The 14,742-nt window shown below is 67.2% G+C and carries 12 protein-coding genes; 3 read left to right on the top strand and 9 right to left on the bottom strand.

Going from position 1 to position 14,742, the window contains the following annotated elements; translation table 11 throughout:
* Positions 1-99 precede the first annotated feature (99 nt).
* The 7 genes from AMK24_RS12085 to AMK24_RS12055 form a co-directional block, all read right to left on the bottom strand.
* Positions 100-1,092: a thiopeptide-type bacteriocin biosynthesis protein gene (locus tag AMK24_RS12085; protein WP_073767962.1), complete on the bottom strand. Its 993-nt coding sequence runs from the start codon at positions 1,090-1,092 to the stop codon at positions 100-102.
* Positions 1,074-2,306, bottom strand: a complete 1,233-nt coding sequence (locus tag AMK24_RS12080; protein WP_073767959.1) for a lanthionine synthetase C family protein — start codon at positions 2,304-2,306, stop codon at positions 1,074-1,076. The genes AMK24_RS12085 and AMK24_RS12080 overlap by 19 nt, the downstream gene beginning before the upstream one ends.
* Positions 2,303-5,368: a lantibiotic dehydratase gene (locus AMK24_RS12075; protein ID WP_073767957.1), complete on the bottom strand. Its 3,066-nt coding sequence runs from the start codon at positions 5,366-5,368 to the stop codon at positions 2,303-2,305. Before AMK24_RS12075 ends, AMK24_RS12080 begins: the two co-directional genes overlap by 4 nt.
* A gap of 84 nt (positions 5,369-5,452) precedes the next feature.
* A complete protein-coding gene (locus AMK24_RS12070; protein WP_012380187.1) occupies positions 5,453-5,644 on the bottom strand; it encodes an FxLD family lanthipeptide in 192 nt (63 codons plus the stop codon).
* A 55-nt stretch (positions 5,645-5,699) separates the two neighbouring features.
* On the bottom strand, positions 5,700-6,935 hold the full coding sequence (gene fxlM, locus AMK24_RS12065) for a methyltransferase, FxLD system (RefSeq protein WP_073767955.1): 1,236 nt from the start codon (positions 6,933-6,935) through the stop codon (positions 5,700-5,702).
* 218 nt (positions 6,936-7,153) lie between these two features.
* On the bottom strand, positions 7,154-7,573 hold the full coding sequence (locus tag AMK24_RS12060) for a DUF6415 family natural product biosynthesis protein (RefSeq protein WP_026237980.1): 420 nt from the start codon (positions 7,571-7,573) through the stop codon (positions 7,154-7,156).
* Positions 7,570-7,995: an ATP-binding protein gene (locus AMK24_RS12055; protein WP_073768858.1), complete on the bottom strand. Its 426-nt coding sequence runs from the start codon at positions 7,993-7,995 to the stop codon at positions 7,570-7,572. The genes AMK24_RS12060 and AMK24_RS12055 overlap by 4 nt, the downstream gene beginning before the upstream one ends.
* Before the next feature lie 618 nt (positions 7,996-8,613).
* Between AMK24_RS12055 and AMK24_RS12050 the strand changes: the two genes are divergently transcribed.
* From AMK24_RS12050 to AMK24_RS33675, 3 genes are all read left to right on the top strand, one after another.
* Positions 8,614-9,486: an XRE family transcriptional regulator gene (locus AMK24_RS12050; RefSeq protein WP_242435161.1), complete on the top strand. Its 873-nt coding sequence runs from the start codon at positions 8,614-8,616 to the stop codon at positions 9,484-9,486.
* A complete protein-coding gene (locus AMK24_RS12045) occupies positions 9,483-10,010 on the top strand; it encodes a GNAT family N-acetyltransferase (protein WP_079190494.1) in 528 nt (175 codons plus the stop codon). The genes AMK24_RS12050 and AMK24_RS12045 overlap by 4 nt, the downstream gene beginning before the upstream one ends.
* Before the next feature lie 418 nt (positions 10,011-10,428).
* Positions 10,429-12,126 carry a hypothetical protein gene (locus AMK24_RS33675; RefSeq protein ID WP_143203706.1) on the top strand — a complete coding sequence of 566 codons (1,698 nt, stop codon included), beginning with the start codon at positions 10,429-10,431 and terminating at the stop codon, positions 12,124-12,126.
* 339 nt (positions 12,127-12,465) lie between these two features.
* On the opposite strand, the gene AMK24_RS12040 is transcribed toward AMK24_RS33675, so the two are convergent.
* Together AMK24_RS12040 and AMK24_RS33930 are read right to left on the bottom strand one after the other, a co-directional pair.
* Positions 12,466-14,226, bottom strand: a complete 1,761-nt coding sequence (locus tag AMK24_RS12040; protein ID WP_073768803.1) for a relaxase/mobilization nuclease domain-containing protein — start codon at positions 14,224-14,226, stop codon at positions 12,466-12,468.
* Positions 14,216-14,740, bottom strand: coding sequence for a plasmid mobilization protein (locus AMK24_RS33930; protein ID WP_158072153.1), 525 nt, complete (start codon positions 14,738-14,740; stop codon positions 14,216-14,218). The genes AMK24_RS12040 and AMK24_RS33930 overlap by 11 nt, the downstream gene beginning before the upstream one ends.
* Between the last annotated feature and the right edge of the window lie 2 nt (positions 14,741-14,742).

Below are 14,742 nucleotides of genomic sequence, written 5' to 3'. Positions count from 1 at the left end.
TGAGAAGCGCCCGTCGGGCGGTCTCGGCTGCTGCTGAGGAAGAGCACGGCTGACGTTTCACTGGTCGACTCCGGGAACCTTGTGCGTTGGCTGGTGGCTCTACTCTTGGTCGCCGCCCTGCAGGATTGTCGCCCTGGCTGCCCAAGCCAGGATGCTTTGCCCGCGCATGGACAGTCCGAGCCGGTTCCAATGGAAGATCACGTGGTAGCTGAGAACCTGTCGTAGCCCGCGATCCATTGACCCGTCCTGGACGCCATCGGCGAGGGCCTGGCCGGTGCGGCGGAACGCGGCGGCCCACTCGGCGACGGGCTCAAGTGGGCCGCCGGGGCGCAGCAGGACGTCACTGTCGGCGAGAAGCAGAGGACGGATCTCCTGGACTCGGGCGTCGAGCTGTTCCGGCGGAACGTCGCTGACGGCCGAGCGGTGTTCCGTCGTGATGACGCGGTCCCAGACATCGCCCTGCTCGTACCACTCCAGTCGGGCGGCGCGCATCATGATCGTGCATAGGAGGACGGACAGTTCCCTGGGCCCGACGGTGAGATCGTCGCGCTGGCGCAACAGCTGGATCTCTCGGCTGTCGGTGACGAACAGGGCGTGCGCGGCCGTCATGCTGGCCTTCCCGCCGAACGCTGGAGTCTCCGGTTCGTAGATGCCGGGCCACCAGCGCTGAAGGTATCCGTCGGAGACGAGGCGGTCGAAGCCGTCCCCGATGGTCAGCTTGGCACCGCTCGCGGGCTGGACCCGGAGACGCAGCCGCCAGCAGGGGTGCTTTCTGGTGTACCACCAGCCGTCGATCGCGTCGGCGGCTTCCGCCTCGCGCAGGATGGGCAGGACGTGCGCGGCGAAGGTGCTGTCGGCGTTCGACCAGTCCGTGAAGTGAAGGTACGTCTGCCACCAGTCGGTGGCAGCCGCGTGGCGGACCAGGGCTTCCCGGCCGGCCTGGTCGTAGACCGCGACTGCGTCGGAGAGGACCACGGGGTCCATCCGGTACTGCCGCGCTGCGTCGGCGAGCGGCAGGCCGGTCAGGACGGCGAGGACTGCGTGCTGCGTCGGACTCGGCTCGGTTGTCTGGATCAGTTGATCAAGAGACATGTGTCCCATCCAGTGCTCGGCGCCTGCTGCGAGGCGAGCGTGGTGAGGGCGAGTGCGGTGCCGGCGGCGCCGTTGATCAGGCCGGGATCCGAGAGGGAGCTAGGCCGACCGGATGCGGCGAGGGCGTCACCAAAGCGTTCCGGGAGGGCGTGAAGCCGCGGATCGAGCGCGTCTGCGGCTGCGCGGTGAGCGGTCTGGTAGATGCCTGCCCATCCGTGGCAGAGGCCGTTGTCGGTGACCAGGGCGAGTTGCGCGGGATCGGACAATGTCCGGTACAGAGCATCCTCGTAGAACTTCTGGAGCGTGGGTGAGCGCAGGGCGATCCCCGCGAGTTGCCCTGCCCGTGCGATGCCCGTTGTGCCGTAGCACCAGCTCGGACGGGTGGGGGCGTCGTGATGAGGCTGACCGCTGTCGAGGTCGCGCCGGGAGATGTGCTCTGGCCACCACGAGCCGGAAGCGCCGTGCTGACACCAGGCTTCGAGGTGTGCGCAGATGGTGAACATGGCGTCCTGGTGGCCATCGACGGTGACACCTTGGCGCATGGCCTGGGCCAGGAGGAGGAGCGGGCCTGTGATGCCGTGGGCCGCGCCGAAGTTGCCGTGCCCGCCCGGGAAGTGGGGCGACTCGCCGCGCGCCGGGTCATGGCGGACCCACCAGCCGGGCAGCCCGCGCCCGTCAGAGCCGAGCGGCCGGGTGAGGCCGACGAGGTACTGCAAGATCCTTTCCAGGGCCGGGCACTCGGGCTCGGTGCGCAGGAAGTAGGCGCCGATCCCGGTGAGGCCGTAGAAGAGGTCGTACTCCGCGAAGGTCGGCAGGTCTCCCCTGCCGATGCGGGCGAGCGCGGCGTCCACGCGGCGGTTGGCGAGGTCGGTGATGTGCTGGTGCAAGGTCGTGCGCGCCGAGGCGTACAGATGCTGGTAGGCCGGAGGAACGGCGGTGAGGACGAAGCCGACTGCCGGGGCGCCGAGGAACAGGCCCGTCTGGTCGGCCGCGCTGATGGGTCCGGAGGCTGCACTCGTGATCCACCGGTGAGCGGAACGCCAGGAGCGGCCGTACCTGCTGGCGATCTCGATGTGCAGCAGGCTGATTCCGGCAGCGCCGTCGGCGAGCGACTGCACCGCCCAGGGCTCCTCCGGGGGCGGGGAAGGAGGCTCAGCCAGATCGGCTGTGTACTGCTCCAAGATTGTTGCGGCGGTGGTTGCCAGCGTGGTCATCGGTCCGCCATCCGGTGCTGGAGGGCGGCTGTTCGCACGAGTCGAATCGTCGTCTCCTCGGTGCGCGGATCGACGCCGAGAGCTCGGACGTGGTGCTGGTGCAGCAGCGATCGGGCGACGTCGAGCGGATTACGTTCACTGACCAATGCGGTCCGGTAGAAGTCCACGGCGGAGGCGCGGGCTCGCCACGCTTCGGTGACCTGCCTGCCCCCGGGGAGGGAGGCGAGCGCAGAGACACCGTTCGGCCCGGTGAGTTCGAGCAGCTGGCCGCGCAGGGTCCGGTCCAACCGTCCTGTGCCCTGGGGGAGGTTGCCCACCAGCCACTCTTCGGCCGCCGCAGCGTTCGGTGCCAGGGGAGTGACGAGGTGCAGGGCGCTGGCGGATGCGAGGGCCTGTGGGGCGAAGACATCGGTGCGCTCGGCGAGCTGAATCTGCGCAAGGGTGGCGGCGGAGTCCGCGGCGAACACCTGGTGCGCGGCGTCCATGGCCGGCCCGTGGCCGAAGCGTCCGGTCTGCGGCTGGTACGTGGCCAGGGCGAGTCCGGACGCGAGCCCCATCGCGTGCAGGCTGTCGGCCCAGGCGCGGACGTGCTGTGCGCCGACTCCGTACGAGTCCGGCGACAGGAGCAGGGTGAGGTCGAGGTGCTGGCCGGCGTCCGGCCGGGCCATCTCCCGGTGGCGGGTGAACCACCAAGTCGGCGGCTCCTCCCCAAATGCGGCGAGCAGGTGGGGGACGTGGTGGCTCAGAATCTCGTCGTAGCGGCGCGGATGGGCGTGGAGCTGTGCGTGAAGAACGTTGCCGCCGCCCGGCAAGTGCCGCTGGGCGCCCGGCGAAGTAGTGGAGCGCGGCCGGGGCACGTACGGGGTGTCCGGCTCGGAACGGCCCAGCGAGAGCCAGATCTCGTGTGCCCGCCCGATCCAGCCGTGGGCGTCTGCGTCCGGTACCTCGCGCAGTTCCACGCGCCGGGCGTTGTCGAGGTGGGCGCGCAGTACCCGGAGGTGGACCGGATGGGACAGGTCGAGCGGGAGGCGCTGGTCGTACTCGATGACGGCGACCTGCATCGGGACCCGCAGCCGGTCCCGCCAGGCAGTGAAGGCGTCCTCCCACTCCTTCCTTGGGGCTTTCTGGGCGGGCAGGTCTTCCGCCATCAGCAGCCATCGGGCCTGCGTGAGGATGGTGCGGCGGTAGCGGACCCGTGGGAGGTACGGGAGCCGAGAACCGGCACCGAAGTCGAACGGCTTGTAGGCGGCGTACCGTCCGTTGGCCACCTCTGCCAGGAACCGGGCCAGCGGCGGGGTCTGGGTTCCGCCTTCCAAGGCGTGCAGGACCCGCACGTCGATGGGCCGGCCGGTGGAGAGCTGCACGAGATGGAAACTGCGAGGGTCAGCGGTGACGGCGATGTCGTCGAGCCGGATCGCCGTCTCGTCGCGCTCCTGGGGCCCGGACAGCTCGATGATGTGCGGCAGGAGTCGCGATGTGCGGGTGACGTTCTCGTTGCGGTGCCGACGCGGTGGGAACACGAGCTGTGCCGTGAGGCGGTCCGGTGCCCCGCGATAGCTGGTGGCGAGGGCGTCTTGGTGCTCGGGCGGCAGGGCGTGGGCGAACCGGCCCGCCATGCTGCTGCCGGGGCGGGGCACCGCCGTGAGCAGGAGGTCGAACGTGCCGCTGGACAGCGCCCGGGTGCTGGGGGCGTGGATCTCGAAGGCGGCCTCCACTCGGGGCACGAACAGCCGCTCGTCCGTTCCGGCGGCCTTCTCCAGGGCATGGACCATGTCGTCCGTCAGCCGCAGTTCGTCGCGGCCGTCGAGGAGGACTTGCTGCATCAGCGAGAGCAGCAGCTCGTCGCGGTCGGTGCGCACCTTCAGGGAGGCTCCGCGTTCGGAGCCGATGTATCCGGCGGGCAGCCCGAGGCCGCTGTCGGCAACCAGCTCCATCACCGGCACCAGGGCGCCGACGCCGTACCGGGCCCGGAACCGGCGGTGGTAGTCGCGCCAGTGCTGATAACCGTAGGGCTGCGGGGTGGTCCGGTAGAGGGCTGACACAGCTGCCTGCGCTTCCGCGATCACGGTCTGCGGGAGCTGGGTCTCGCAGTCGAGGGCGATGTCAATGAGCAACGGTGTCGGGGTGACCGCGGTGAGGGCGCGCATCCGTGTGGCGAGGGCGCTCACGCTGATGTCGGAGAGTGTCGGCTGGTGGGCGGATACCTCGTCGCGCAGCGCGTACAGCTCGTGGACCAGGTCCCGCACGTCAGGGATGCTGTCCGCGTCGTGCTGTTCCAGTTCGTGGCACAGGTGCTGGAGGGGGTCCACGGTGGTCATGGGTGCCCACAGGCTGGTGATGAGGAACTGCTGCTCGACCAAGCTGGTGAGAAGCGCGTCGATCTGCTCCGGTGTGGCCTGGGGGAAGCTGTCGCGCAGGTGGCCGTACAAGGCGCCGTAAGGGATGGGCGAGCAGGCGGCGTCCATGGCGGCGGCCACCGGCCGGGCATTGCGGACGGATATCTCGACCGGGGCCAGCAGGACGGCGTGCCCGTCGGAGGGCGGGCCCGGCGCCACGAGCCGATCGCCCCGCGTGCGGGCTGCGCTGTTGGCGACGAGCGGGAGCCGCGCCAGTAACGCGGGGATGCGCTGGAGCCGGAGGACCATGTCGGTGACCCACTCGGAGTCCGGCCGGATCAGCACGCGGTGCTTGTCGCGCCACCGCGCGCTTGCCCTGGGCCCGACCGTCACCGGAGCGGTGCCGGCGAACAGGCCCAGCGGGGTCGGCCGGTGTTGCCACCGCAAGAGGTAGGAGACCGTCGACACCGCAGTGCGGCGGACGTGACGGGGCTCGGACTGCCGGCCTTGGACGACTGCTTCGATAGCGTCGGACAGGACGGGGGTGGCCAGCTCCAGCGCGTCGCGGAAGCCATCGCATTCCCAGACGCGGTTCAGCCACCCGCGAGTGACGGCCACGTTGTCCAGGTCGAGGGTACGGGGGATGTCTGCCGGCCCGGGGCTGGTGGTGGCGCGCAGCATGGCGGTGCCCTGCCATCGGTAGTCGGCGACTGCTCGGGAAACCATGGGCCCTCCGTCTGACGGGGCGGGTGAGGAGCCGATGGGCCGAGCGGAGCACTTCGCTCGGCCCATCGGCAGGAACGGCCTGGATCAGGCCGGGTCCTCCGTGAAGGAGCCGCAGGCGGAGGCGCCGGTCGCGCAGGTGGTGCCGCAGCCGTCGCCCGTGGAGCACATGAGCTTGCCGTACGCGTGCTCGGCGATGACGACCTTCACGTCCAGGGGTGCGAAGTCGTCGTCCAGGCCCGCCAGCGGGGCGGGAGGGGCCAGAGTGGCGCTCGTCATGTTCGTGCCTTTCTTCTTGGTGTCCGGATGGTGTGGAACAACCTGGCTTCCGGCGTTACGCCGAGGGCCAGGAGAGCGAGACCCGGCTGTGCACCTTGTCGATGACCCGGTCGGCCGGGATCTGGTCATCAGAGGTGTTGGCCGGATAGACCCGGATGACCGGGCTGGGGCCCCCGCGCCGGCTGGCCTCCCAGTCGCGAAGCACGTCGGCGACCTGGTCGGCGAACTGCTTCGCGTTCGGGCCGAGGGCGTGCACGCCGTATTCGATGTGCTTGTTGTCCTCGGTGCGGCGGGTGACGAGGTAGGCGAAGGTGTCGTCCTCGACGGCGGCGAGGGCGAACCGCTTGTTCACGGGGGCGACCAGGCCCGTGTCCAGGTCCTCGTCGACGGCCATCGTGCAGAAGCCGGGCAGGCTGATGGCCATGGCCATCTGGAGGGTGTCGATGAGTTCCGAAAGGCCGATGACGACGCCTGTCCACAGCTCGTGGCGCGGGAACGTGACGGCGTTGTCCAGTCGGTGCGGGTCGGCCGGTAGCCCGTCGTCGAACTTCAGCCCGATCTCCGGTGTGCCGTTGACGAGAAGAAGTTCTTCCCGGTGGGCTGTCGAGCCCTGCATCGGGACGAACCCGCAGATGAGCGCCGACACGCTCTCCAGGTAGGGACCGTGTTCGCCCGGGATCTGGGTGAAGGCGACCGACCGGGTCAGGCCACGCATCCGCAGCGGCACCACAAGCCGACCGCCCTGCTTGAGCTGCGCGGTCCACGCCGGAGCGATGTCCCAGGCTCCGGCAGTCACCATGACGACGTCGACCTCGCCGAGCTCCGGAATGGGCTCGGCGGCGTCGGCGGTAAGGACGCGTACCCGGTCATAGCCGTGCTCGTCCAGGAGCCGGTGCGCCCGATCGGTGACTACGGGGTCGATGTCCACGGTGACGACCTCGCCGTGCTCACCCACGAGCTCGGCGAGGTAGGCGGCGTTCAGCCCGCCCGAACCGATCTCCAACACGCGCATGCCGGGCTTCACCTGGGCCTGCTCCAGCATCATCGCCTGGATCTGCGGGGCGGAGACGGAGCTGAGCTGCACACCGTGCTCGTCCGTCTTGGTGATCACTGCCGCGTACGTGTCGTACGCCTTGTCCAGCGGGGTGTCGGGAATGAACGCGTGCCGAGGCACCTTGCGCATGACGGCTTCGATCTCCGAGGAGGAGATGTCGCCGCCTGCGCGCAACTCGTCCACCACCTTGTTCCGGAGACGGGTCGCTTCGTCGGGCTCGACGGTCGTGTTCGTCATGGACTTCCTTCAGTCGTACGTATTGGGGGATGCAGGCCGGCGTCGCGTGCCGGATGGGCCGGGGAAGCCGGTGGCGAACGCGCTCGGTTCTCGTCGGCTGACCGACGGGGTCGCGCTGGACGGCGCGCTGGGAGGACCACGCTCCCGGAGGGCTGCCCGGCGGGCCGGTTCGTGTCGACCAGGCCGCTGGGTGGCTCGCGGGTGGCAAGGGGCGTGCGTCAATCGATCTCCTTGATGTAGCGAGCCTCGATCAACACTTCGATCAGGTCAGCGGTCACGAAGGCGAGACGGCGGGCGAGTCCGACGGCCTGCCGATAACCAGCCGGAGTGGGCTCCTCCAACAGAGGAACTCCTCGCTCGACAAGGCGGGTCATCTCAGCACTGGGCGGGAAGCTGTCGTCAGCCACCGTGATGTCGCTGAGCTGCTTCAGGCGTCTGCGGAGGCGGCCGAGTAGGGCGACAGCCGTTGCAACAGGTGGCGGCTGACTGCCGATCGCCGCGTCGAGGTCGTCGAAGACCTCCTCGATGTCGAGGGGTTCCCACGCCCGGAACCGCTCCAGCACGAGCCGTAAACCGTCCGCGTCGAGCGGTGGCGTCCACTCCTGGGCTGGAGGTTTCGGAGCCACTGCCGTGCTCACTGCTCCCTCCCCGCCGGCGTCTCGACCACAGCCCAGGTGACCTTGCCCCACGGGTGCGTGTCGTAGCCCCACCGGGCGCTCATCGCCGCGACCAGACTCAGACCCCGGCCGCTCTCAGCGTTCAGGTCGGCCGTTTTCAGATGGGGAGCGTCGTGCGAGCGGTCGGAGACTCCGATGCGGACGGCACCGTTGCTCGGTCGCTCGATGTGGATGCGCGACACCGGGGTCTCGGTGTGCTCGACGGCGTTGGCCAGCAGTTCAGTGACGATGATCTTTCCCCAGCCGGTCACGTCGTCGTCCATGCTCCAGACCGCCAGCACCTGGGAGATGAAAGCGCGGGCGAGGCTCACGGACTCACGTACGCAGGGCACCTCTGCGGCGTAACCCGGGGAGCCGATCGCATTCGGTTGAGCGACGGTCATGGTCACGAGGTCTTTCCCTCCGGCTGGGGTTCCCGGTGCGGACAAGCAAGGCAGCACCGGGCTTTCCTCCGTGCCGCCGCACCGAACCCGGCTTGGCGACCGATGACCAGTCAACGAGCGACGAGCGCAGCGCAACAGGAAGAGTCCCGGATCCGTACACGCCACCAACCGGAAGACTTTACGTTTCCATTACCCGAGCTCTAGGTGTCAGCGTGACGGTGGAGCTACGTTCGGTGCATGGGAGGAAATCTCGTTCTTCAGGACCGACTTGATCAACTCGGTCTGACGCAGGAGGAGTTGGCGGCACGCCTGAACGCCGCGCTGCAGGAGATCACCGGTCGGCCTGGCGACATCTCCTCCCGGACGGTGCGCAACCTGCTCAACGGATCAAGCCGACGTCCAATCGGACGCACTTGCGCCGCACTTGAGCGTGTGTTCGGCTGCCCCGTGGCGGACTTAGGGTTCAGCGCACCCAGCTCCATGCAACATCCCCCGGAGGGCCCCGTGCGGCGTCGCGACTTCATCGCTTCCACTACCGGGACGGCAGCCGCAGTCGTTCCCGTGGTCAAGCAACGTCGGTCGGTCGGCATGACGGACGTGGCCCGAGCATCGGCCGGCATGAACCTGCTCGTGGAGGCCGACGACCGCCAAGGCGGGCACGCCTCCCTGGCGACCGCGGCCCTCGAAGCTCGCGCAAAGGTGCTGGAGCTTCAGCAGCGGAACGCCAGCGAACGTGTACGCCGTGCCTTGTACGCGCTCGCGGCCGAGTTCACCACCGTCGCCGCCTGGTCGTGCATCGATCTGCGTGACCTGGACAAGGCCCGGACGTACCTGCACGAGTCGTCCACGTTCGCCGGCCTCTCCCAGGACCCGCCCACGGCCATGCGCGTGTGGGTCAACATGGCCATGCTCGCCTACCAGCGGAAGAACTGGCCGGAACAGCTCGCGGCAGCTCAGGCGGCCAACGCCTCCCCAGCCGCCCGCCGAGACCCGTTCTTCGGCTCCATGGGCCGCGTCCGCCTCGCGCTCGCCCACTCGTCGCTGGGAGACCTGCGGGCCGCTCGCCGGTCCTTGGGCGCAGCGCAGGAGAACTACCGGAAGGCGGCCGAGGACGAGCGTCCTCGGTGGACCGCGTTCTACGGGCCGGCGGAACTCAACCACCTCGCGGCGATCATCCTCAACCACAACGGGGAGCCCGCCGAAGCCGAGGCGATGGCTCACCGGTCCCTGGCCAAGATCCCGGCGGAGTTCCAGCGCAACCGCGCGCTGGCCACCTGCCAGCTCGCCCTGGCGCAACTCCGCCAGGGCGAGCCCGAACAGGCTACGGCGACCGCGGGCACCGTCTTCACGATCATGGAGGGCGCTCCACTGCCGGGGCGCATGCGCACCCTGATCGGAGACTTCCACCGAGACCTGTTCCGGCTGGCGCCGTCGACGACGTACGCCCGCGACTGGGCAGACCGCATGCGAGATGAATGGAGCCGAACGTGACCAGGGTGATCGACCTGCGGCACTACGGACAGGGAAGCCTCCCCGAGGGCTTCAAGCAGATGCTGATCGATGTGCACGCCGACGCCTACGCCGACGCGATGGACAACGAGTTCAACCAGCGATTCCCGTGGTTCGTCGATCACTGGTCGGGAATGGACGGCTTCACCTGCGTCGTCGCCTTCGACGGCGACGAGCCGACCGGCTTCGCGTACGGCGCCCCGCTCCAGCCGGGCCGTGAGTGGTGGCGTTCCACGGCGTTCGCGCCGAACAACGGCTACACCGCGACCTACGCCGTCTCCGAAGTCATGGTGCGCCCGCAGTGGCGGGGGCAGGGGATCTCGGAGCGGCTCCACGAAGCCCTGCTGAAGGAACGCGGTGAAGACCTTGCGGTGCTCCTGGTCGACGTGACGCACCCGAAGGTTCAGGGTCTGTACGAGACGTGGGGCTACGAGAAGGTGGGCGAGCAGCAGCCCTTCGCCGACTCCCCGGTTTACGCGGTCATGGTGAAGAGGTTGCACCCGTGAGCCGCCCTGATCAGAGTCACCCACTTCCGACCTTGCGTGCAGCCCGGCTCGTGATCATGTCGGCCGCAGGCAGTGCCTGCAACCTCTTTATGCAACGGCGGTCACCATCACGGGCCCCCGAGCAGTGGCCACACTGACTGCACCGGTCCCCTACTGTTGTTCGCCGTGTAAATACGGGAAAAGTAGCTAGCGACGCGTGCGCATCTACGTCACTCTGCCACTAGCAGGCATCAAGCTCTTTGGAGTCTACGTGGGCAAGGCAAGCAAGCGCAGGGCCGAGTTGCGTCAGCCGCCGGTATCGGAGCAGGAAAAAGCGCGCAGGGAGAGACGTCGCGCAAATAGGGCCGAACGACGTGGAGGTCGCCGGGGTTCCTCACTCTCCGAGTACGAGCAAATTGCGCAACAGGAGACCAGGCATGTGACCGAGTCCTTGATTGCCCGCCATAACAAGCGCATGATGAATCTTCCCGAGATCTCATCCAGCGCTGTCCAACCTGTGATGTCAGCGCTGCTATCTTTTGGTCTAATCGACGTGGTGCTGCGAAAATTTGGGGCGACTCGAGATCGGCATCCAGCTGATTACGGAGCATCATGGGTGGATCATCTCGCCTGGGGTGCTGATAGTGCATTTATTGCCGCACGGCTCATTTTTAGTGGGCAGTTCGTGGGAGCCTCTGCTGTCTTGCGCTCACAAATGGAGAGGTGGACCGAGAACGTAGCGTACAACTACGGCGTTAAACACATCTCTGGCGAGAGTGCTGCAGAATTCGCTGCCCGGGCCTGGTCGCGCGGCCACGAAAAATATCCGTCTGCGATAAAGCAAGAATCTGACACGAATGTTGGATCCGAGATTTCCGAGCTCGATTTCTGGGAGGATGAGCGAAGGTCGCTAGGGCTTCAGGGGCCCTCGGTGATCATCGGTAAGGACTATCGTGTATACCCGGGCACCCTAATGGAGCTGCTCTCAGAGCTCTTGCATGGGAGAGGTGACTTTATCAAGGTCTTGCGGTGGGACGCATGCGATCTTCTCGCCGATGAGCCGACGGAACTTGTTGAAGCTTCGCAATGGCTATCCGATGTCCTCATGCTGTATCTGCGGCAGATTCGGGTGTGCCTAGCTACCCTGGCAATGGAACAAGGAAAACCTGGGCTTGCTCCTTCTCTTTTCGCGCTTCCGGAACGTATTTACGCCGGAGGGGACGCTCCTATCCCGTCAAGCCTGTTTCCGCTGCTTCCGCAAACTGGACTCTCCCCGAACATTCTTGAGCAGATGCGGAGCGCTTCGTACGCCTACGAGGAAGTGATGAGGGGAAGGCGCCCGGCTGGACGGCTCTTCCGCGACGGCGAAATGGTTCACCTGCACTTCTATGAGCGTCGTGCGCGTGCCGGGCGCTGGGCGTTGAAGGCGCTGGAAGAAGAAAAGGAGAAGCTGGGTGACGGCTTCAATATTGATGGTTTGGGTGGTCGCGACTCGACGAATGTAATCGCCACCGAGATGGCTGGTATCTTGTCTTTGTGGCTCGGGGATTCACCCGAAGGTAATGCTGCGGCGATGTGTGCGTCGGCACTTCGTACCGCCCATTGGCTGTGGCTTGAGGATGATGATCGATCGATGGCTGTCTTGCGGGTGGTTCTGGAGCAATGCGCTAGGCTTCGAGTGTGGGCCACTAAGCCGGAAAAGGCAGCTAAACTCGAAGAATCTCTGTCATCCACACCCAAGGATTGGGTCAATGCGGCAGGGTGGCGCCGACTCGCTCCCCTCAATAGGGCGTTGGGTGAGTTTGCGCACTTTCATGCGCGTATTCGCAGGCAAGGTGCCTGGGAAATCCTTGTGGGCGTCCAGCCGAATGGGGAGTCGCCGGATTCAATTTACACGGCCCGGGGTCACATCCTCGAAACTATGACTGCCATGGTGATGGTGGAGTCAATCAGAAGCGTTGCCCGGCTTTCGCCGGTGATGGAGAATGCCTTTCGTGAAATTACGGCAGACACCTTCACGGATGCCGGTGAACTGCAAGCAAGGCTAGAAGAATTTCTTGATCGGGCAATGAGCCTCAAGGATGTTCCACGGGGTCCGTATGCCTTCCATGGCCCGGCACAGGAGCCTGGCGAATAGATGGAATGGAAGTATCCGTGTTTCTGGAGCCCCTGCAGTGCCTTTAATGAATGAGATCTTCCATAGTGGCCACTGATCGCGGGACTGGTCGACGTCCCGCAACGCACGAGGCTCCTGTGTTGTTGAGAGAAGTAGTCGTCGATTCAACTCAGTCGCGTAGAAGCCTCGTTTATTCCGCAGAGATCGCTGCAGCCCAACAGCATGCCCGCTATTTTCACCAGTGCCCCCGCCCTGGAGAGGGAATGATCAAATAGCTCAGTGGAATCGGGTTGAAAATTCCGCTGCCGCGACTCCTTGCTGAAGCGCGGCAGCAAGTTCCCAGGCTGAGGAAGGGCGATATCAGCGGCTTGGGCGCTGACGACTTGCGACCGCTGGTTGCGGCTGTATGGCTGGAACGGTGGGCGCGTCCTCCTTCGTCGTCAGGTGGGTGCTGCGAGCACTACGGGTTGCCGCGCTCCGAGCTCGGTGGCTGACTTGCCCGGCCGTGGCGGTCCGCAAGCGCCAGACCAGGAGTTCGGCCGGTCGGTCCGCGGTGTCGAGCTCCCGTTGCTTTGACAGGTCGGCCAAGGCCCGGCGCGGCGGGTTGCCGGCGGACTCGGCTTGGGCGAGGGCGGTGGACAGCGCGGGCCAAGCCGGGTCGGCGAGGATGCGATGGGCGTGGTCGGGGATTGTGGCTCGGACGGCTGCGGCGAGCCGATCCTGTGCCTGGGGACTCGGGGCACGTGCGGCGAGCTGGGCGAGGGCCGGCCGGGCGGCGTGCTGTTGGGCGGCTCGAAGGTGGACGAGGGACTGCTGGGCCGCTGCCGCCTGCTGCGCGTGACCACGCTGGGCGTGCCACTCGCTGAGGGCGATGAGCAGGAATACGGCAGAGGTGAGCGCGGCGGCGACGAAGTCGCCGTCCCTGCCGGTGGACGAGGTCAGCAGCGTCCTTCCGGCTTGACGCAGAGCGTCGGCGGCTCGATGGTCGGCTCGGATGGCGGAGCGGTTGGCGCGGTTGAAGGCGATGGCTGCCGCTTGAATTTCTGCCCGGAGCTGGCGCGGCGCAGAGACTGCGGTGTTGTGCAACAGCTCGGCGAATGCCGCAGCCTGCGCCTGCACTTTGGCGTCGGCCTCATCGACTGCCGTTCCCCCGGTGACGAGCATGTAGGCGGCGCGCAGCTCCCCATCGGCTTGCCGCCAGGAGGCGCCTGCGTCCGTGCGGCTTGTGTGCAACGCCGTGGCCTGCCCTGCAGCCTTGCCATCGGCCAGGCCGAAGCGCTCACGGAGCCGGTTTAGGGACAGGTCCGGAGCGAGTGCCGAGCCGCTGTAGAAAATGGGCTCGCCCTTGGCATCGGTGTCGTCAGCGGTGGCGAGGCTGTAGCCGGTGACCTCTCCGGTGACGGGACCGAGACGGGGGCGGACCTTGATCCCGAGAGACGTCAGTACGGCGAAGAACTCGTCCTCGTCGCGGGCTGCGGCCGCGGCGGCGTAGGCGTGCTCGCGAAGCCAGACCCGGGCTGTGTTCTTGCGGCCCTGTCGTTCGGCCTTGGCGACTTCCGGCCCCGACGGCGTCTTCGGCGCGGTCGCGTCTCCTGGCTTCAACCGACGCAGACCGAGTTCGGTCTCGATCCTGCGGCATTCGGCCTGGGCCCGTCGGCCGTCTCCCTTGTTGCGGGGGCGACGGCCGTCTTCGCGGACGCTGGTCGCCATGATGTGAATGTGGTCCTCGGCGTGCCGCACGGCGATCCACCTGCACGCGGCGTCGTCGCCGTGTTCGGCGATGCCCGTGGAGTGGACGATGCGGCGGGCGACCTCCGCCCACTCTTCGTCGGTCAGGTAACGGTCGCCAGGTGCGGTACGGACGGGGCAGTGCCACACATGCTGCGGCACCTTCTTTCCCAGCCGCTGTTCACGCAGCTTTACAGGTTGGTCGAGGTAGTCAGCCAGCTCGCTGAGGGCTCCGTGGTGCTGGTCGAGGGGAACACGGCCGGGGTCGTTGATGCCGGGCATCGCAAACGCGGCGACGATGTGCGGGTCGGTGTGCTCGTTACGGCGGCCGGGGCCGAAGAGGTAGGACAGGAGGCCACGGCTGCGGTCACCCGTGGAGACATCAGGCACCACGGCAACCACCCCCGGCGAGGGCTTGGTCCAGCAGCAGGCGAGCGCGTTGGGCGACCTGGTGCAACTCGCTGAGGGTGTCTTCGGCTTGATCGGGCAGCTCGCCCTGGTGGACGGTGCGGACGAGCTGATTGAGGTTGTTCCCCACGCGTCCGAATTCCCTGACCAGCTTGCCGAACAGAACCATCAGGTCCTGGGTGGCCTGCGGAGACGGGAGCGGAGCGACGCCTTCAGGACGGCGGTCGGACAGGTAGGCATGAGCGAAGGTGAGGGCGCAGTCCATGAGGTACGCCGAACGGGAACGCTTCGCCTTACGGGCGGCGAGGTCGATGAACGCACGCTCCGCCGGTTCGGCCGAGCAGGTCAGTTGCAGAGTGCGCTTGGTCCCGGAGCGGGGCCGGTAGAGCACCTCACTCAGGTGTCGGCGACGCTCGGCGCCGGGCGCGATGTCGGCATGAACAGGGGCAGGGACATCGTTGGCGGCGACACCGTGCTGCATGAACACGTCGGCGTTCACGG

Origin of the sequence: Streptomyces sp. CB02366 (assembly GCF_001905905.1) — a bacterium.
Taxonomy (GTDB): Bacteria; Actinomycetota; Actinomycetes; order Streptomycetales; family Streptomycetaceae; genus Streptomyces.
The sequence above is the reverse complement of the archived record's forward strand: the minus strand, read 5'-3'. Positions and strand labels throughout refer to the sequence as shown.